The 18616-nt window shown below is 61.8% G+C and carries 19 protein-coding genes and 1 pseudogene; 7 read left to right on the forward strand and 13 right to left on the reverse strand.

What is annotated here, in order from left to right; all coding sequences use genetic code 11:
- Positions 1-85: 85 nt before the first annotated feature.
- The 3 genes from FFM81_RS12385 to FFM81_RS12395 form a co-directional block, all read right to left on the reverse strand.
- The gene (locus FFM81_RS12385; RefSeq protein ID WP_097534973.1) at positions 86-667 is read right to left on the reverse strand and encodes a BA14K family protein; all 582 of its coding nucleotides are present in this window, start codon (positions 665-667) and stop codon (positions 86-88) included.
- Positions 664-825, reverse strand: a complete 162-nt coding sequence (locus tag FFM81_RS12390; protein WP_164895965.1) for a hypothetical protein — start codon at positions 823-825, stop codon at positions 664-666. Before FFM81_RS12390 ends, FFM81_RS12385 begins: the two co-directional genes overlap by 4 nt.
- A gap of 152 nt (positions 826-977) precedes the next feature.
- Positions 978-1376 (reverse strand): DUF1236 domain-containing protein, encoded by a 399-nt coding sequence (locus FFM81_RS12395; protein WP_003573714.1) that lies wholly within the window; start codon positions 1374-1376, stop codon positions 978-980.
- 198 nt (positions 1377-1574) lie between these two features.
- Between FFM81_RS12395 and FFM81_RS12400 the strand changes: the two genes are divergently transcribed.
- Positions 1575-1856, forward strand: coding sequence for a hypothetical protein (locus FFM81_RS12400; protein ID WP_003573715.1), 282 nt, complete (start codon positions 1575-1577; stop codon positions 1854-1856).
- 75 nt (positions 1857-1931) lie between these two features.
- Here the strand turns inward: FFM81_RS12400 and FFM81_RS12405 are convergent, their stop codons facing one another.
- Positions 1932-2777 (reverse strand): class I SAM-dependent methyltransferase, encoded by an 846-nt coding sequence (locus FFM81_RS12405; RefSeq protein WP_138384375.1) that lies wholly within the window; start codon positions 2775-2777, stop codon positions 1932-1934.
- A 162-nt stretch (positions 2778-2939) separates the two neighbouring features.
- Between FFM81_RS12405 and FFM81_RS12410 the strand changes: the two genes are divergently transcribed.
- The 3 genes from FFM81_RS12410 to FFM81_RS12420 all read left to right on the forward strand — a co-directional run bounded on the left by FFM81_RS12410 (position 2940) and on the right by FFM81_RS12420 (position 5197).
- The gene (locus FFM81_RS12410; protein WP_003573718.1) at positions 2940-3116 is read left to right on the forward strand and encodes a hypothetical protein; all 177 of its coding nucleotides are present in this window, start codon (positions 2940-2942) and stop codon (positions 3114-3116) included.
- A 63-nt stretch (positions 3117-3179) separates the two neighbouring features.
- The gene (locus FFM81_RS12415; protein WP_138384376.1) at positions 3180-4568 is read left to right on the forward strand and encodes a sensor histidine kinase; all 1389 of its coding nucleotides are present in this window, start codon (positions 3180-3182) and stop codon (positions 4566-4568) included.
- A 2-nt stretch (positions 4569-4570) separates the two neighbouring features.
- A complete protein-coding gene (locus FFM81_RS12420; protein ID WP_003573720.1) occupies positions 4571-5197 on the forward strand; it encodes a LuxR C-terminal-related transcriptional regulator in 627 nt (208 codons plus the stop codon).
- A 36-nt stretch (positions 5198-5233) separates the two neighbouring features.
- On the opposite strand, the pseudogene FFM81_RS32720 reads toward FFM81_RS12420, so the two are convergent.
- A pseudogene (locus FFM81_RS32720) lies at positions 5234-5775 on the reverse strand (hypothetical protein).
- 308 nt (positions 5776-6083) lie between these two features.
- Here FFM81_RS32720 and FFM81_RS12425 point away from each other — a divergent pair.
- The 3 genes from FFM81_RS12425 to FFM81_RS12435 all read left to right on the forward strand — a co-directional run bounded on the left by FFM81_RS12425 (position 6084) and on the right by FFM81_RS12435 (position 7670).
- On the forward strand, positions 6084-6581 hold the full coding sequence (locus FFM81_RS12425) for a hypothetical protein (RefSeq protein WP_003573722.1): 498 nt from the start codon (positions 6084-6086) through the stop codon (positions 6579-6581).
- 28 nt (positions 6582-6609) lie between these two features.
- On the forward strand, positions 6610-7401 hold the full coding sequence (xth, locus tag FFM81_RS12430; protein ID WP_003573723.1) for an exodeoxyribonuclease III: 792 nt from the start codon (positions 6610-6612) through the stop codon (positions 7399-7401).
- A gap of 86 nt (positions 7402-7487) precedes the next feature.
- Entirely contained in the window at positions 7488-7670 is a 183-nt protein-coding gene (locus FFM81_RS12435; RefSeq protein WP_003573724.1) for a hypothetical protein, read from the forward strand.
- Between the two features lie 20 nt (positions 7671-7690).
- On the opposite strand, the gene FFM81_RS12440 is transcribed toward FFM81_RS12435, so the two are convergent.
- The 8 genes from FFM81_RS12440 to FFM81_RS12475 form a co-directional block, all read right to left on the reverse strand.
- Entirely contained in the window at positions 7691-9775 is a 2085-nt protein-coding gene (locus FFM81_RS12440) for an FAD-dependent oxidoreductase (protein WP_003573725.1), read from the reverse strand.
- Between the two features lie 6 nt (positions 9776-9781).
- Positions 9782-10951 (reverse strand): Gfo/Idh/MocA family protein, encoded by a 1170-nt coding sequence (locus FFM81_RS12445; RefSeq protein ID WP_138384377.1) that lies wholly within the window; start codon positions 10949-10951, stop codon positions 9782-9784.
- A 12-nt stretch (positions 10952-10963) separates the two neighbouring features.
- Positions 10964-12619 (reverse strand): GMC family oxidoreductase, encoded by a 1656-nt coding sequence (locus tag FFM81_RS12450; protein ID WP_003573728.1) that lies wholly within the window; start codon positions 12617-12619, stop codon positions 10964-10966.
- A gap of 9 nt (positions 12620-12628) precedes the next feature.
- Positions 12629-14167, reverse strand: a complete 1539-nt coding sequence (locus FFM81_RS12455; protein WP_138384378.1) for a GMC oxidoreductase — start codon at positions 14165-14167, stop codon at positions 12629-12631.
- Positions 14168-14182: 15 nt separating this feature from the next.
- Positions 14183-15298, reverse strand: coding sequence for an ABC transporter ATP-binding protein (locus tag FFM81_RS12460; RefSeq protein ID WP_173883783.1), 1116 nt, complete (start codon positions 15296-15298; stop codon positions 14183-14185).
- Positions 15299-15301: 3 nt separating this feature from the next.
- Complete coding sequence (locus FFM81_RS12465) at positions 15302-16273, reverse strand: carbohydrate ABC transporter permease (RefSeq protein WP_128399994.1); 972 nt, start codon at positions 16271-16273, stop codon at positions 15302-15304.
- Positions 16270-17223, reverse strand: coding sequence for a carbohydrate ABC transporter permease (locus tag FFM81_RS12470; RefSeq protein WP_003566886.1), 954 nt, complete (start codon positions 17221-17223; stop codon positions 16270-16272). Before FFM81_RS12470 ends, FFM81_RS12465 begins: the two co-directional genes overlap by 4 nt.
- A gap of 101 nt (positions 17224-17324) precedes the next feature.
- Positions 17325-18587: an ABC transporter substrate-binding protein gene (locus tag FFM81_RS12475; protein WP_173883784.1), complete on the reverse strand. Its 1263-nt coding sequence runs from the start codon at positions 18585-18587 to the stop codon at positions 17325-17327.
- Positions 18588-18616: the final 29 nt, after the last annotated feature.

The following is an 18616-nucleotide window of genomic DNA, read 5'->3' on the forward strand; positions in this document are numbered from 1 at the left end:
TACTACCGGGTATCACAACCCCAGCGTTTGTAATACGGACTTTAGTCTGACTGCCACGCAGCGCAGCAGCAGGCACCGGCTCCAATCAATTATTCCTGGCAATGACGACCGGTACGTCGCAGCTGCGCCGCGGCCCGTCCCATGGTTGATAGCTATTATCTTCCGGTCGATACGACCTGTAACGAGCAGCGCACCAGCTAGCCGCCTGTGTACTTACCTCCGGGCCGACGCCTTCACCGGTCTCGGCGAGATTTTGCTGGAACGGCGAAGTGCAGGCGCGGATCTCGCCGCTATAAGATCGATAGCTGTTTGCCACCGGATCGAAGGAACGATAATGCTGCGCGCACCAGGCAAGGTGCTCGGGCGACAATTTCGGCTGCGGCGCCTGAGCTGCGGCTGAAGGATTGGCGGGCTCCGGCTTCGCCCGTGCCGTCATCACGGCCGGCGCCTCGGTGACGTAGCTGGAATAGAGAGGCGCAATCCGTTCGTAACTTTGCCGCCGAGCGTCGACTTTCACGGGGTGCGCCGTCCATAGGTCGGGCGCGGCAAGGTCCTGGAAGGCATGAGGTTCTGAATCAGCCACAACATGGGAGGCAACGGACGCAGCAGCGATGCAGGCCCCGACGGAACTGACGATGCCAAAGGCGACGGATGCGACGGCGTTCATCTTCCCGTCCCCTGCTGTTGCGGCTGCGGAACGGAGACGTGTCCGCCAGCGCGGCTTTCTCCCCCGTCGGTCGCGGCGAGCATGGCGAGAATGCCGGCGATAGGGATTGCGATCGGCGGCACGGCCAGACCAACGGATTTCTCTTCTGAATGGATCATGTTCCTCTCCTCACGCTCGGCGATGACGCCGCCTCATGACGGTCTCTCTGCTTAGGCCGCACGACGACATCGCCGTCCGTCGTGCGGCTGTTCTGAACGATGATTTCCGGATTAAGCCGTGGCCCGGCAGGGGCCGCGAAGGGGGGATCAGATTACTTGATAACCTGGATCACCTTGCGGGATGACGGTTCGACGATGATGCGTTGATCATTGACCACCGCGTAGGCATAGGTCGGGTCATCCGGAATAGGCGTCACGACGACCGTCTCCGGCAAAGGCTGGCCGACGACAATCTTCTCTTTCACGACCACGCGCGCCGATGGGGCCGGAGCCTCGCGGACATAGGTGACGACCTTCTGCGGCGGCGGATCGATCGCTGTACCGACGACTGCGCCGGCAACGCCGCCGACGGCGGCACCCACGGGACCACCGACGATCGCTCCGGTCACCGCGCCACCGGCCGCGCCGTTGACGGTCGACGATTGAGCGAATGCGATGCCGGACATAAGGGTCACGGCAGTTGCCGCGCCGACGATAAGTTTGGAGAGCATGTTTTCCTCCTTCTGTTTTGAAGCGGCCCTGGTGACCGCTGCCAAACCAACCAGTTAGCAGCGGGGTCGTTCCACGCCCCGGACCTCAGTCCGATCGATCCCGGCCTTTGGTCCTAAATCCATGTCAATGTCGGTTGCCGGCGCTATTTTCGGATAGGAAGGTCTTATCGGTCCGGGCTTAGGAGGAGACTGACGGAAATGGCGCGATCCAACCGCAGGGAGGCGGGGCGCAGACGCCTGGCGATGCGGCTGCCGGAGATGCGGAAGCTGATCATGGAAGCGCGCGACCCGTGGCAGCTCGAGCTCTTCGAGGCCTATCAGATGGCCGTCGAGGCACGTGACGCTGTTCAAAGGCGACGGGTCAGTTCGAAGCTGGTGCAGGAACATGACGAGACCTGTTTCGAGATCGAAAAACACGTCATCCGCGCCATACACGAATCTACTTACGCGAACGAGCAGAAGGCCGGCGAGCCGTCATAGCCCCAGGCAGACCTTTTTGAACCATTTCATTTGCAGCAACCCTGTAATTGGCACACCGGCCTTCGCTGAAGGCGATTACGCAGCGCGGCCGGCGACGACCAACGCGCTCATGCTGCCGTTGGGAGAAGCTCCGTGCCGCGCTTCCACTCGCTCGGCCACCTCGTCGACGATCTCGGACAGGCGTTCCGGCGCCCGCCATTCGATCTCCCCCCGCAGTGGCGTGCCTTGGCAAAAGGCGCTTGCCACGTCTTGCGCGGTAGCCGCGGCTGATATCAATTCGAGCCGATCGCAGGTCACTGCCTTAAATCCCGCCGATGACATCTGTGCTTTGATCGGACCGGGATCGAAGTAGGAGTATGGTAAGCGCCTGAGAAAATCCGGCGGATCGGAGGGGAAGATGCCTGCCAGACATTCGTCCACACATCGCGCGAAGTCGTTGACTGAGAGTGAATCCCACGTCGAGAACAGAAAGCGGCCTTTGCCGCGTAATACTCTTGCAGCCTCGCTATAGGCTTTTACCTTATCCGGAAAAAACATTGCGCCGAACTGGCAGATGACGAGATCGAACATTTCGGGGGCGAATGGGAGATTTTGCGCATCGGCGTGCATCCAGTGTGTCCGCGACAGCGTCACCGATGGCGCGCCGATGTCGATCATCGCCTGGCTGAGGTCGGTGGCAACGATCTCCGTCGGTGGATCAAGCGTCGTGCGCAGAGCGCGTGTCAAGGCGCCCGTCCCTGCCGCGAGCTCGAGAACGCTGCCTGGTTTCGACCGGTCGGCAAGGATTGCCATCTCCGCCGCATAGGGCGCAAAGAGGATCGGCACGAGGAGGGACTGGTAAAGCTCCGCAACACTTTCCTCGAACGGAGGCGGGGCGAATGCGGCGTGGGCGCCGTTTTCGATGTTAGCAGAAATCGTCACTGGAAAATCTCCAAACCCTCGAGCCATTCAGTGCTGAAATATGCCTGAATCCGCTGAGGTCCACGGGGGTCGGACCTAGGTCCCAGGCCCGTCAGACCGAAGTCCCGGCGGTGGAACGCGCGTCCCATCGCGTCGTTTCGAAGGGGTGAAGGAGATCCCGATATGGCTCAGACTAACAGATCCCGTGTCAATGACGCCTGCAACCTGTCCGTCATCGCCCTTGTCGTCGTTCTGGCTGCTCTTCTCTATATTTTCGGTGCAGCCATGTCAGGCGATACGCTCCAATTGACGAAAAGCATAAGAGGCGCCGAAATCTTTGATACCAGAGATCTGCCCTGATGCTGTCTGGAAAAATTTCGAGGAAGCGATAGGTTAGGCGGCAAGTCTCTTACTGGTATCACAATGAATTGGCTTCGCCGCTGGAATGCCCGCTCACTCGCCTCCCAGTTCTTCATCGCGGGTGGATTGATCTCGATTGCCGCCATGTTCCTCGTGGGACTTCTCGTTACCCATCTCATAGAGGAGGCGGTCATCCACAATTCCGGTGCTGCGACGGCGCTCTATGTCGACAGCGTGGTCGCGCCGCTGCTTCCCGACATGCAGACGGCATCATTCCTCGACGAAGGCACCGCACAGGCTCTGGACGAAACGCTTGGTCAGGGCGCACTCGGCAGGCGGCTTGTTTCGTTCAGGCTGTGGCGAAGCGACGGCACCATTCTCTACTCCAACGAAAAGGCGCTGGTCGGCAGGACATTTGCGGTCAACGACAAGCTCCAAAAAGCCTTCGCAGGATCTCTCGTTGCGCGCTATGAAATCGCCGACGATCCTGAAAGCGGCAAAGAGCGCGCACTCGGCAAGCCGCTGATGGAAATCTACAATCCCGTACTCCAGCCATGGTCCGGACAGGCGGTCGCCGTCATTGAATTTTACGAGTCGGCAGAAGGGTTGAGCGACAGTCTGGCGCATGCCAGGCTCCAGAGCTGGGCCGCCGTCGCGGCTTTGACAGCCATCTTTTTCCTTATTCTCGCCGTCTTGGTGTTTCGGGTCAGCCGCACGATCGAAGCGCAACGGAAGGATCTCAAAGAACGGGTCAGCGACCTGTCCGCGCTGCTCGCGGAAAACCGCGCGCTGCAGCGGCGGCTGCAGCGGGCCTCCCAGCGCGTGGCGGCGCTGAACGAAACATACCTGCGCAGCATCGGCGCCGATCTGCACGACGGCCCGGCCCAGCACATTGCCTATGCCTCACTGCGGCTGGACAGCGATCTATTGATCAATGCGTCGACCCCGCCTGAAACGCGCGAAAAGGAACTCGCGTGGATACGCTCGAGCCTTGCCGAAGCGATGACCGAGATCCGTAGTATCTGCAGCGGACTGGTACTGCCGCAGATCGAGAAATCTTCGATTACCGAGATCGTAACCCGGGTGGTCGAGGCGCATCAGCGCAAAACCGAAACCCATGTCGAAACAGTTATCGACGATGATGGACCCGAACCCGCGCCTGCCGTAAAGATCTGTATTTATCGCTTCGTTCAGGAAGCCTTGAACAACGCCTATCGCCACGGCGGCGGTATTCAGCAGACGGTAAAAGCCGTCTCGCGGGATGGTCACGTTCATGTCGAGGTCAGCGACCGCGGCGATGGCTTCGACCCGATCGAGGTGAGGCCGACGAGCCTCGGCCTGGTGGGGCTTCGCGAGCGTATCGACAGCCTCGGAGGTTCCTTCGACGTCAAGACAGGTGAAGGAGGGACCACGGTGACCATGACCTTCGAGCCTATGGAAGTGGGAGATTAAAGATGACATCCATCACCATCGGCGTTGTGGACGACCACCCGCTTTTTCGCGAAGGCGTAACGCGCAGCCTGTCGGAAATCACAGGCTTTGCCGTCGTTGGCGAAGGCGCCAGCAGCGATGATGCGGCAATGATCGCGTCGACCAACCGTCCCGACATCATGCTCCTCGATGTTTCTATGCCCGGCGGCGGGCTGTCGGCGATCAGCGACGTGCTGACACTGAGCCCGGCAACGAAAGTGCTGATGTTGACGGTATCCGAGGAGGTGGACACGCTGATGGCAGCCCTGCAACGGGGCGCAATGGGCTATGTTCTCAAAGGTGTCGGCTCGCGTGGTCTCGCTGAAGCGATCCAGACGGTGCTGAGTGGCTCACGCTACATCTCGCCGACCATGTCGACGAAGGTCATGGAGAATTCGCTGAATGGCGGCTCCGCCCCCGACAAGAACAGTCTGACGCCGCGGGAACGCGAGGTGATGGATCTGGTCGCCCAGGGCTTGTCAAACAAGCATATCGGCTTGCGTCTCAATCTGCAGGAAAAGACGGTGAAGCATCATATGACACAGATTCTGAGCAAGCTCGGCGTCTCGAATAGAACTGAAGCGGCTCTGCAATGGCGCGAACAACACTAGATCAGAAATTGTCAGCATCGCACCCGCTTGGCGGCCTTAGCGAAGGTAGCGGCCCAGCCGGCGGGCATCGTTTGCCGTCGCTTGCCGGCTTATGATCGTCCGGCCTTTTCCGTCCTTCATCACGTAGCGGCCGCGCCGCAGGGTTTCGGTAATGCCGTTCGCGTGGCGGACGTCGATCGAACCATCGGACGCTGCGGTCGCTCGTGCCGCCGATCCTTGCGAGGTCCCCGTGGCAGAGGAAGAGGATCGGCCACCATTGTTGGAACTTCCACCGCCGCTGTTCCCCGAGCCGCTATTGCCGTTGCCACCACTATTGCCGTTGCCGCTCCCTCCCCGTTGCCGCTCCCTCCCCCGTTGCCGTTACCGCCGCCGTTGCCGCTACCGCCGCCGTTGCCATTTCCTCCCCCGTTGCCGTTGCCGCCACCGTTACCGTTATTGCCGTCCTTGGCCTCAGCGCGATCTACTGCCAGAACAGGAAGGGAGCCGTCGAGATTGAATGTGGCCGGCGATGCGGCAGCGACGAGGGCAACGGCCGCGCTGCCGCCCAATCTCAGGAAATCGCGTTTCGAGAGTATCATCGCCTCGTCCATTCTTCGCCATCTCTTACGCATTATAGATGCGCGGCAATTTTCGCCGTTCCGGCGACCAAATGCAACCGGACCTTGGTACCAGATCAGGCAGGACTTTGGTCCCGCCCCGCCGGCTTGCCGAGGCGATGAGCGAGGAAATGTCCGAACGATTGTCGCCGGCACCGGATTGCGCGGCGAGCCATTGGCGATATTCGCCTTCTCGTCAATACATCACCGCATAAGGAGGATGGATTTTTCTGGAACTTCTTTCCTCGTCGCCGATTTTGGTTGTCGAAGAGCAACAGAGGAAAACCCCGATGGCAAACCCCAACGAATCCCCCGCAGTCCAGTCCCTGCGAAAAGAGCAGGCAGAGCAGCAAAGAAGGGCTCGAAAGGGTGAGCTCGACAGAGGTATCGAGGGCACCTTCCCGGCCTCCGACCCAGTGTCGGCCACCCACACCTCGATTCCGGCCGGGCGCAGCGATGTCGAGGCGGCTGAGCGCGTGAAGCGGGAGCCCGATCCCACCAGCCTCGACGAGGGTTTTCCGCTCGTTGACCAAGCCCTGCGCTCGACCGGCGAAACCGGCGGCTCCTCCGAAGGCTTCGATGTCGATCGCGGAGAAAGACGCGCGCTTCAGAAAGAAGCCGGCCGAGTGGTCGAAACCGCTTCGGAGCTGGCTTCCGGAACAGCCCGCCTGGCAAAGGCGGAAGCGCGCAGCTTGGTCCAGGAACTCGAAGATCGCATACGCCGGCAGCCGCTGACCGCGGTTGCGATCGTCGCCGGCATCGCCTTCGTCTTCGGCGCGACGCGTTGAGCACCCGGTCTGGTCGTCCGAGAACCCCGTGAAAATCGCGACCTATAACGTCAACGGGATCAATGGACGGCTGGCCATCCTGCTGCGCTGGCTGAAGGAGGACGCCCCCGATGTGGTTTGCCTCCAGGAACTGAAGACCGACGACGCCAAGTTTCCGCGAAAGGAGATCGAACGATCCGGCTACGGCGCCATCTGGCACGGACAGAAGTCCTGGAACGGCGTCGCCATCCTGGCGAAGGGCAAGACACCGATCCTGACACGGCGCGGTCTTCCCGGCGATCCCGATGACAGTCACAGCCGATATATCGAAGCTGTCATCGATGGCATGGTGATCGGATGCCTGTATCTGCCGAACGGCAATCCGTTCCCCAGTGTCAAGTTCGACTACAAGCTTCGCTGGTTCCGCCGCCTGCACGACTACGCCGCCGAACTCCTCGACCTCGAAGTGCCGGCCATCCTGGCCGGCGACTTCAACGTCATGCCGACGGAGATCGACGTCTACAAGCCGGAGCGCTGGCTGGACGACGCGCTTTTCAGGCCGGAGGTCCGCAAGGCCTATGCCCATCTCGTCAGCCAGGGCTGGACCGACGCCGTCAGGCACCTCCATCCGGAAGAGCGCATCTATACGTTCTGGAAGTACTGGCGCAACAGCTTCGAACGTGACGCGGGGCTGCGGATCGACCACTTCCTGCTCAGCCCGGCCGTCGCGCCATGGCTACGATCGGCGACGGTCCGGAGAAAGCCGCGAGGCTGGGAGCATACGAGCGACCACGCGCCTGTCATGATCGAACTCGACATTCCCGAACAGACCGACGGTTGAGCCGCGCGGCCCGGGCGCTACGCCCATAGGAGCGAGGGAACCTCGCGATATCGCCGGGCGTTTCCTTGCAAAGGGAAATGGCCACTATGAACGAGAGCAAGAATTACCTGAACACCGATGAAATCCAGGCCGACGACCAGTTGTCGCCGAAGCCTGTCGAAGGAAAAGATCCGCCAAGACGGGTGCGCAGAAGCGAGGAAGCCATCGCCGAAGGCTCCGACGACACCGAGCGCGTTCGGGTTCCGCCCCCGGTTGCCAATCCCGATTGACTGCCCATCGCGTGGAGGTCTCAGTTATTCGCGTCGAGATCATAGATGCGGCCGGTCAACCAGGCCGGCCAATCCCGCTCGAAGAAGGACCTGGCGCTTTCATCAAAAGTGCGGTTTGCACGGGTCGCCAGCCTGATCTCATCGCCCTCGAGCCGGACGACGATCTGCTCGTCCCGATCGGCTTGCCGTTCTGTGCGGAAGCGATATTCCTCTAACGGGCCTGCGCTCGCCAGCGGAAGGGATTGGCCTTCGGCGTCACATATCGCCCGTGCTCCACGGCTGCCGCCCCCGTTGCGAATGAAGAAATCGAGAGCGCCGAGCACCGCCTCCGAGGCGAGCGCCATGTGCCGCCATTGCACGCCTCGGACCGCCTCGGCCGCACGCCCGTAGGCGACGCCATGGGCGCGAATGTCGGCGTTAAGCTTTTGCGCGTCGAACAAGGCCTGGCCGACGCTCTGCTGATCGCAGATGATGCCGGCCTTCTCGCTCATTCGCGCCTGCACGTCTGAGCGGATCGATTTGACGGTCAGCGGGCTCTCGGTGCGAAGAACCGCGAGGAGTTCCGTGATGCCGGTCTCTGCGACGCCTGAGATCTCGCCCGTGGCGGCCTGTTTCGCCCTGCCGCTAGCGCTGATATGCTCGGCCACCCGGGTGCCGAAGACTTGCCCGGCATTGAGCGCCGCGCCACCGGGCCTCGTCACGCCATGTGTGCCGGCCGCTTCTCCGACCGCGTAACAGCCCGCAAGATTGCTGCGGCCCCAGGTATCGACCATGACGCCGCCATTCATGTGCTGGTTGTTAACGGCGAATTCCAGCGGCTCGGCGGCAATGTCGATCTTGTAGCGGCGGTAAAGCTCGATCGCGAGCGGGTTCATGTGCTTCAGCCGATCGATCGGCATGTCCTGGCTGGCTCCGGCCTTGCCGAGATAGAGGCGAACGTCTTCATCAAGCCTCTCCAGGCTGAACGGCAGGTCGCCCGGCACCGGCAGCGGATTGCGATTGAAATCCATGAAGACACACCGCCCGGCGGCTGTCTCGCTCGATATGGCGAGATCCACCAGGCTTGAACCGAAATCGAGCGTGCGGGTCGCATGAAATGGCCATTGATAACCCTTGCGAAAGACGTTCGAGGCCAATTCCTGCGTGCTGCGGTAATATTGCGCCAGGAAGTAGTGTTCTACGCCATCGGCATCGACCGAGTAGATATGCGGGATCGCTTGGACGTAGGTGCCCGACAGATTCCACGGGAAGCCTTCCCTGCGCGTTCCGATGCCGAACTGGCTTTCTGTGAGGTTGACGAGTTCGACGCCTGCCTCGAGCGCCAGGCCGAGAGAGCCGAAGCAGCCGTTTGGATAGACGCTGTCGCGATAGAGCTCGCCTGGTCCGCCGGCTGCAAGCACGATGACGTCACTGACGAACAAGGCAATGCCCAGCGGATTCTCTTCCGTACGGTCGGCGGCGCGCATGGCGAGTATCCCGACGACGTGACGGTCCGCTCCCTCGCCTTCAGTCAGGATCTTGACCGCGGTGGCCTGGTTGTAGAACGGCACGGCGAGCCGGATCGCCTCTTCGGCCAGTACCTTGACCATCAGGCGCGAGGTGCGCGGACCGCAGCTGGTGGCGCGGCCGACCTCGTCATGGTCGGTCTGGTATCGCAGCGTTCCCCCGAGCGGATCCTGTGGCAGCGGCAGCCCTAAGAACTGCAGCGACGCCATCATCCGCGACGAGCCCACGGCCTCGACATAGGCGGTGTCCTCATCCATCGCGCCGCCGCTGCGGATGGCGCGGGCCATCGCCTTGTAATTATCGCCCTGGTCGGCGGTGTTGGCGGTATGCAGGGTCTGCTTATCGGATCCCGAGCAGGCCGAGGTTCCACCCCAGGCGCTTTGGCTCATGATGACGACGTCGTCGCCGCGCCGCTTCATTTCCACCGCCGCACGCAGACCCGCGGCACCCGATCCGACGACGACGCAACCGGCGCGATAGACCGGCACCTCGACGCCGGCGAGCCGAACCGCTTCCGAAGGGCCAGCTTCGGGGGGAAGCTTGGGCATATCGACATCGGTCAGTGCGTCGAGAATTTCCTGCGGAACAGCTGTGCTCATCGACGTTCAGCCCAGCGGGATGTCGACCCAGCGCTTCAGCCGGGAGGACTCCATGCATGCATCGACGATCTGGCAGATGTGATGGCCCGTATCGAAGGTCGGCCACATCGGCCTGTTTGCCACGATCGAGCGGATCACCTCGGCCGCCTCGATGATCTTGCTTTCGTTGTAGCCTATGCCGAAATTCGGCAGGGGAAGGAACGCCCGGAAGGTGGCGTTTTCCGGCCCGACGTCGATCTCCCGGAAGCCGCGCCGCCCGGTGCGGTCGTCGTTGGAATAGAAGCGCAGCCGGTTTATCTCGTCATAGGTATAGGCGATGCTGCCTTTCGTTCCATAGACTTCGTAGGTCTGCATGAACTTGCGGCCGGTCGCGACACGGCTGAAATCGACGATGCCGCCGGCGCCGTTGGCAAAACGGCAAAGCAGGTTCGTGGCGTCGGGGTTGGTAATGTCGGCCCATTCCTCGCTGCCTGTCAGTTTCACCTCTTCGCCATAGGCAAGGCCCTCGACGACGGGTCGGCGCGGCGTCACGATGAGATTGTCGGCGATCAGGGAACTGACGCGACCGACCAGGAAATCCATGAAGCTGAAAATGTGCGAGCCGGTATCGCCGACGATCCCGGTCGGCGCCAGCTTGCCATCGGCGCGCCACATGAAGGGCGCTGTGGGATCACCATACATGTCGACATGCTGGCAGCCGCGAAACAGCTTGGTCTCGCCGATTTCGCCGGATTCTATGATGTCTTTCGCCAGATCATGGACCGGATTGCGGGGAAAAGCATGTCCGACACGGGTAATCACGCCCCTTTCTCTGGCGATCTCGGCCAGTTCGCGCGCTTCGTCGGCAGTGTTGGCCAGGGGCTTTTCGCAATAGACATGTTTGCCCGCCAGCAGGGCCGCCTTGGCCACAGGATAGTGCAGATGGTCAGGCAGGCAGATATCGATCAGATCTACCTCGGGATCGGCGACCGCCAGCTTCCAATCCTGATAGATCCTGGCGCCCGGCGCCCTGTTGCTGATATCCTCGGCTTGGTCAGGGTTGCTATCGACAAGCGCCACGATCCGCGCCGTTCCGTCCGAAACGCCGAAGAAATGCGGAAAAGTCTGATAGGCCATGGTGTGGATCTTCCCCATCCACCCCGAGGCACCAAGCACTGCAACTCTCACTTCAGACATTGTCGTTACTCCCTAGCGGATTTTGGCGCGGGCCCGAGGCCTGGTATCGTTGCGTTCATAGGCGAAGATTGCCGACGGCAGCGCCGGCAGGCCCCTGATAAGATCCGATCCCTTTTCGCCGACCATGATCGTCGGCGCGTTGGTATTGCAGGATGGCACGCGCGGCATGACGGAGGAATCGCAGACCCTCAGGCCTTCGAGGCCATGGACCTTGAGATCCAGCCCGACAACCGCATCGGCCCCCGTTCCCATCTTGCAGGTGCCCACAGGATGATGGTCGGTCTTGGCATTGGCGCAGCCGTAGTCGAACAGCTGCTCGTCGGTCATGACCTTCGGCCCAGGGAGCCTTTCGGCCATCACATAGGGCTTCAGCGCCGCCTGCTGCATGATCTCGCGGGCGATCTTTAGCCCCTCTATGGACATTTTTCGGTCGTGCGGATCCGACCAGTAATTGGGGTCGATCATGGGCGCAGCACCCGGGTCGGACGATGACAGACGCACTGTTCCCCGCGAGCGCGGATGCAGATAGGCGGAGTTGAGCGTCACGCCCGCATTCTTGAGCCGCTCGACACCGGCTTCGATGCCCGACCCGAGCCCAAGGTGGAATTGGATATCGGGAGAGCGTGCATCGGGATCGGCATACCAGAAGCCGCCGGTCTCAAAGAGCGACGACGCCACCGGACCGGTGCGGAACAGGACATATTGAATGCCGGCCCAAAGCGTGCGGTGAAGCTTGGCGACGCCATCATAGGTGTGATCGCCGGTGCATTCGGCGATGACGAAAAGATCCAGGTGATCCTGGAGGTTACCGCCGACACCAGGCAGATCGTGGAGCACCTTGACGCCCACCGATTTGAGATGATCGGCCGGCCCGATGCCGGACTGCAGAAGAAGCTTCGGCGATCCGATTGCGCCTGACGACACCAGGACTTCACGTTCGGCGCGCACAATCTCCGCGCCATGCGCAGTGGCGATCTCGACGCCGACGGCACGGCTTCCTTCCAGCACGATGCGGGCGACACGCGCGCCCGTCCGGACCGTCAGGTTCTTCCGGTCCCTGATCGGCGAGAGATAGGCGAGCGATGCCGAGGAGCGGCGGCGATTGCGCTGCGTCAGCTGATAAAATCCGACGCCCGCCTGCCGGCGGCCATTAAAATCGTGATTATAGGGAATGCCGAGCTCCTGCCCTGCGCGGATATAGGCATCGCAGATCGGCAGCGCTGCCGCCGGCATCGAGACCCCCAGCGGACCGCCATAAGCGTGATAGTCGTCGGCGAAGCGCTGGTTGTCCTCGGCGCGCTTAAAATACGGCAGGATCGAACGGTAGTCCCAGCCTTCGCAGCCATCTTCACTGGCCCAGAGGTCATAATCTGCAGCATTTCCGCGCGTATAGAGCTGAGCGTTGATCGACGAGCCGCCACCGATGACCTTCGCCTGGGTATAACGGAGCACCCGGCCGTTCATGTGCTTCTGGGGAACGGTTTGCCATCCCCAGCTGGCCACGCCCTTGGTCATCTTGGCAAAGCCGGCGGGCATGTGAAAAAGAGGGTTCCAGTCGCCACCGCCCGCTTCAAGCAGGAGGACGCTGATATCGGGATCCTCACTCAGCCGGCTTGCCAAGACGCATCCCGCGGGACCCGCACCGGTGATGATATAGTCGAATGTCATCTTACTGTCCTATTTGGGTCCGGCGCACGCCAATGGATCCGTTGATGCCTGCAGGTCTTTCGATGCGATGTGGTCCGCGACCCTCAGCGCCTGGCTGGCGACGGTGAGTGCGGGATTGACCGCGGCCGACGTCGGCAGGAAACCGGCGTCGACGACGAAGAGGTTCTCGTGATCATAGGAACGGCAGTAGGGATCGAGCGGCGCCGTCGCGGGGTCGTTTCCGATGCGGACCGTTCCGCACTGATGGGAGGGCGTGCGCTTGTCGAAAGGCCGCGACAGCACGATCGGAAATCCGATCGACTTCAGAATCGCCTTCAGCCTGGCGACGAGCGCCAGATGCGGATCCCAGTTGGTTCGCTGCCATTGCAGAACGATCCGGTCTCCATCGACCATGACGCGGCTCTCGGGATTGGGCACGTCCTCGCTCATCGCATAGAAGTCGATGGCATGATTGGTGATGAAACGCAGCAACCATTCCGGAGCCTGCGGCAGGGAACCCTTGAGAACCTTTTCGGAAATACGGCCAAGGAGCTGCACGTTGCCGAGCGGCGGTCCACCCTCCCCGTCCGAGAGATAGAAGTCGTTGAAGGCAAAGGTCTTCTGATAGACGGCGGTGTTCCTGAACCGTGGAGAGACGCCGATGACGGCGGAGGCATTGTGGTTCATGAAATTGCGGCCCACCTGATCGGAGGAATTCGCCAGGCCCTTTGGAAAGCGGTCGTTTTTCGAGCGCAGCAGAAGCACCGACGACTGTACGGCGCCTGCCGAAAGGATGACAATCTCAGGCGAAACCGTCAGCGTCTGCCCGTTCTTGACATAGGTGACCCGGTCGATCCGGTTCCCCGCCCCCGTGTCGAGCCTCGTCACACGCGCATTGGTTTCGAGCCGCACGTTTACGTGCTTCAGCGCCAGCATAAGCGCCGCGGTCTCGGCGTCCATCTTGCCGTCCCGTGCGTTCGGATGCGCATCCCATGGTGTGCGTGCCTTGGAGAGCCAGGCGTCAAGGTCGAGCCCAAGCGGCAACGAAGACGGATGCAGGCCTTTCTGCTTGAGACGCGCCCTGATATCGGCGATCGGCGCCTCGTCGGGCACGGGCGGGTAGGCGTAATCAGTCGAGTGGTATGGTTCGGTCGGATCTTCGCCCAGGCTGCCGCGAACCTGATACATCTGCTCCGCCTTCGAGTACCACGGCTCCAGTTCCTCATAGGGAAACGGCCAGGCCGGTGACACGCCTTCGCGATGCCGGATGACGCCGAAATCCTCTTTGCGGTAGCGCGACAAGACGGCGCCGTAGAATTTCGAATTGCCGCCGACATTGTAATAATTGCCGGGATTAAAGCCCTTGCCGTCTGCCTCGTACCAGGTTTCCCTCGGGCGAAAATGCCCCCGCTGGAAGATCGCGCGCTGATCACGATTGACGGGAAGATCGGCGATATGATCGCCGGCTTCGAGGATCAAGATCTCAGCGCCCGTCGCTGCCAGGCCGGCGGCGACCGTGGAGCCGCCGACGCCCGAACCGATGATGACGATGTCTGGGGAATTGCTCATATCAGCACCGGGCCGTCACGCAATCCGCATCTGGCTGTCGGGATCGAAGAACACGGCCTTGTCGAGATTGAAGGCAAGGCGTGTGCTTTGACCGGGAGCGATGCCGGCATCGGCGCGCAGGCGGGCGACGACGGATTTGCCGCCAAGCTTGGTGACGGCGAAAGTGTCGGAGCCGGCCGGTTCGACCACCTCGATCAGGCAGTCGCCTTCTGTCAGCGACCGCGCCTTGCGGTCGGCGCCGTCGGGATCGGTCAAGGCTTCCGGGCGGATGCCGAAGATCACCGGCTTGCCGGTATAGCGGGTCAGGCCGTCATTGCCTGCGATAACAGGCAATCTCAGCGGTGCGCCATTGGCCCGCTCCAGCGAGACCTCGAGTCCGCCCGCGCCGTTCTCGACGGTGGCGTTGAGCAGGTTCATCGCCGGCGATCCCATGAAGTCGGCGACGAAGAGATTGGATGGGCTGTTATAGATCTCGGCCGGCGTGCCGAACTGCTGCAGCACCCCGTCCTTCAGCACGGCGATCTTGGTCGCCAGCGTCATCGCCTCGATCTGGTCGTGGGTGACATAGACGAAGGTGGTGCCCATCCGCTGATGCAGCCGCTTGATCTCGGTGCGCATGTCGACACGCAGCTTGGCATCGAGATTGGAGAGCGGCTCGTCGAACAGGAAGACCTGCGGATTGCGCACCAGCGCCCTACCCATGGCGACGCGCTGGCGCTGGCCGCCGGAGAGCTGGCTCGGCTTGCGGTCGAGCAGATGGCCGATCTGCAGCATGTCGGAGACCTGCTTGATCGCCTTGGCCCGTTCCTCCTTCGGAACGCCGCGGATCTCCATGCCGAAGGCGATATTGCCCGCCACCGTCATGTTCGGATAGAGCGCGTAGGACTGGAACACCATGGCGATGTCGCGCTTGGACGGATGCAATCCGCTGATGTCGCGGCCGTCGATCCTGATATCGCCCGAGGTGATCGTCTCCAGCCCGGCAATGGTGTTGAGCAGGGTCGACTTGCCGCAGCCGGATGGGCCGACCAGCACCAGGAAGCCGCCCTTTTCGAGTTCGAGGTCGATGCCCTTGAGGATATCGACGGCGCCGAAGCGCTTTCTGAGACCGGAGATTTCCAGGAAGGCCATGACTTACCCTTTGACTGCGCCCGCCATCAGGCCACGCACGAAGTAGCGGCCGGCGAGGATATAGACGATGAGCGTCGGAACGGCGGCGATCATCGCCGCCGCCATGTTGACATTGTATTCGACCACCCCGGTCGAGGTGTTGACGACATTGTTCAGCGCCACCGTCATCGGCATGGAGTCACCGGTGCCGGCATAGGCGGAGGCAAACAGGAAGTCGTTCCAGATGTTGGTGAACTGGTAGATGACGGTGACGACGATGATCGGCAGCGAGTTCGGCAGCATGATGCGGCGGAAGATCTGGAAGAAGCTCGCGCCGTCGACCTGGGCGGCGCGCACCAGTTCGGTCGGAAAGGCCTCGTAGAAGTTGCGGAAGAACAGCGTGGTGAAGCCCAAGCCGTAGACGACATGGACGAAGACCAGATTGACCGTCGGATTGCCGAAGCCGAAGTTAAAGCCGGTGGCGTTCTGCAGCGTCATGCCGAAGCGGCCGAGCGAGCCGAGGATCGTCGCCATCGGCAGCAGCACCGACTGGAACGGGATGAAGCAGGCAAACAGCATCAGCCCGAACACCAGTGTGTGGCCGGGAAAGCGCCATTTGGTCAGGATATAACCGTTGAGCGCTCCCATGATGGTGGAGATCGCCACTGCCGGCACCACCATCTTGATCGAGTTCCAGAAGTAACCCTTGATGCCGGCGCAGGTCAGCCCGACGCAGGTCTCGCCCCAGGCCTTCACCCAGGGATCGAGCGTCGGCGCCTGCGGCAGCGCCAGCATGTTGCCGCCCTGGATCTCGTCCATCGTCTTGAACGAGGTCGTCAGCATGACGAAGAGCGGCATCAGGTAGAGGATGGCGAAGATGACCAGCAGGCCGTAGATGACCAGGCGGCCAATCCAGCGGGCGCTGTTGCCGCGCTCCGCTCCTTCGGCTGCCGATGCCGATGAGGACGTGCCGATGGAAGAGGTGAGACTGCTCATCGGGCCTTCTCCTTCAGTTCGGAATAGAGATAGGGCACGATGATTGCCGAGATGGTCATCAGCATGATGATGGCGCTGGCCGAGCCGACGGCCATCTCGTTGCGCTTGAAGGTGTATTCATACATGAAGTTGGACGGCAGCCAGGCCGAGCCGCCCGGCCCGCCCGAGGTCAGCGCCACCACCAGGTCGTAGGACTTGATCGCCATATGGGCGAGCACGATGAAGGCCGACAGGAAGATCGGCCGCAACAGCGGAATGACGATGCGCCGGTAAAGCTGCAAGGGCGAAGCGCCGTCGATCTGTGCCGCCTTCATGATCTCGCCGTCGATGCCGCGAAGCCCGGCCAAAAACATCGCCATGACGAAGCCGGAGGCCTGCCAGACACCGGCGATGACGACGGTGTAGATGACGAAGTCCTTGTTCTTGATCCAGTCGAAGTGGAAGCTCGTCCAGCCGAAGTGGTGCAGCGTCTGCTCCAGTCCGAGGCCGGGATCGAGGAACCACTTCCAGGCAACGCCGGTGACGATGAAGGAGAGCGCCATCGGATAGAGGAAGATCGGCCTGAGCAACCCCTCGCCGCGGATCTTCTGGTCGAGCAGGATGGCGAGGAACAGGCCGAGGGCCAAGCAGATACCGACATAGAGGAAGCCGAAGATCGCCATGTTGGTGATCGAGGTATACCAGGAGGATGGCGGATCGCTCTCGAAGGTCCAGCGCCACAGCCGCTGATAGGCGCGTGCGCCGGTCAGCGCATAGGAGGGAAAGGTCTTGGAATTGGTAAAGGAGAGATAGGCCGTCCAGACGATGAAGCCGTAGACGAAGACAAGCGTGATGACGAAGCTCGGCGCCAGCACGATCTTCGGCAACGCATCCTGCAGCCGGCCTCTGATCGAGACGCTCGTCGCTTGCCGCGGCGTCAGAACCGGATCGGTGGTGGCAACTGTGCTCATGGATATCATCTCCTCCCCTGCATCATCGGCCCCGCATGAATGGTCGCAGGGCCTGAAGCTTCCCCGCAAGAGGCGGGGAAGCGTGTTCATCGACCGTGATCTCAGCGGGCGTCGTCGATCGCCTGGACGAGCTGGGTGACGGCCTCGTCGGAGCTCTTGATCTGGCCGTGGACGAACTTCGAGACGACGTCCTTATAGGCGTTGGCAATCGCCGGAGGCGCGCCATAACCCTGAGCCAGCGAACCGAACAGCGTGCCGCCTTCGTTGGCCGCCTTCAGATCGGCAATGCCCTTCTTGCCGCAGGCGTCGAAGTCGGTATCGGGAACGTCGGTACGGGCCGGCACCGAACCCTTGACGACGTTGAAGGCCGACTGGAAGCTCTTCGACAGCGTTGCCGTCGCCAATGCCACCTGCGCCGCCTTGCGGTCGTCGGGAACGTTGAACATGCCGAACATGTCGGAGTTGTAGACCACGCTGCCTTCGGTGCCGGGGAAGCGGTAGCAGAGGAAGTCGGTATCCGGCGTCTTCTTGGCGGCGACGAATTCGCCCTTGGCCCAGTCGCCCATCACCTGCACCAGCGCGTCACCCTTGATCACCATGGCGGTCGCCAGGTTCCAGTCGCGGCCGGAGAAGTTCGGATCGACGTATTTGACGATCTTGGCGAGGTTGTCGAACGACTTCTTCATCGTGTCCGACTTCAGCGACGCCTCGTCGAGATCGTTGAAGGCCTTCTTGTAGAATTCCGGTCCGCCGGTCGACAGCACGATCGAATCGAACATCGTCGCTTCCTGCCAGTTCTGGCCGCCGAGCGCCAAGGGGATGACACCTGCAGCCTTGGCCTTGTCGAGCAGGGCGATCAGATCGTCGAAGCTCTTCGGCTGAGTGCCGCCGATCTTGTCCATCACGGCCTTGTTGATCCACAGCCAGTTGACCGAATGGACGTTGACCGGGGCGGCGACCCATTTGCCGTCATAGACCGAGAACTTCTGAAGTGCGGCCGGCACCGACTTGTCCCAGCCTTCCTTCTTCGCCGTTTCCGTCAGGTCGCCCATGACGCCGGCCTGGGCGTAATCGAGCACGGTATAGCCCAGCATCTGCGAGGCCGTCGGATAGGTGCCGGCCGCCACCATCGCCTTCAGCGCCGTCATCGCCGCGTCACCGCCGCCGCCGGCCACCGGCACGTCCTTCCAGGCAAAGCCTTCCTTCGACAGATCCTGCTTCAGGACGTTCAGCGCCGCTGCCTCGCCGCCAGACGTCCACCAGTGCAGCATCTGCACTTCCTTCACGTCGGCGGCGCGGGCGGACACATGCGCGCCGGCCAGAGCCAATGCGATCACGGCAGTCGTGGTGAGAAACCTATTCATCGAAGAACCTCCCAGTTCCATCTTGCAAG

This window comes from Rhizobium hidalgonense (assembly GCF_005862185.2).
In the GTDB taxonomy this organism is placed as follows: Bacteria; Pseudomonadota; Alphaproteobacteria; order Rhizobiales; family Rhizobiaceae; genus Rhizobium; species Rhizobium hidalgonense.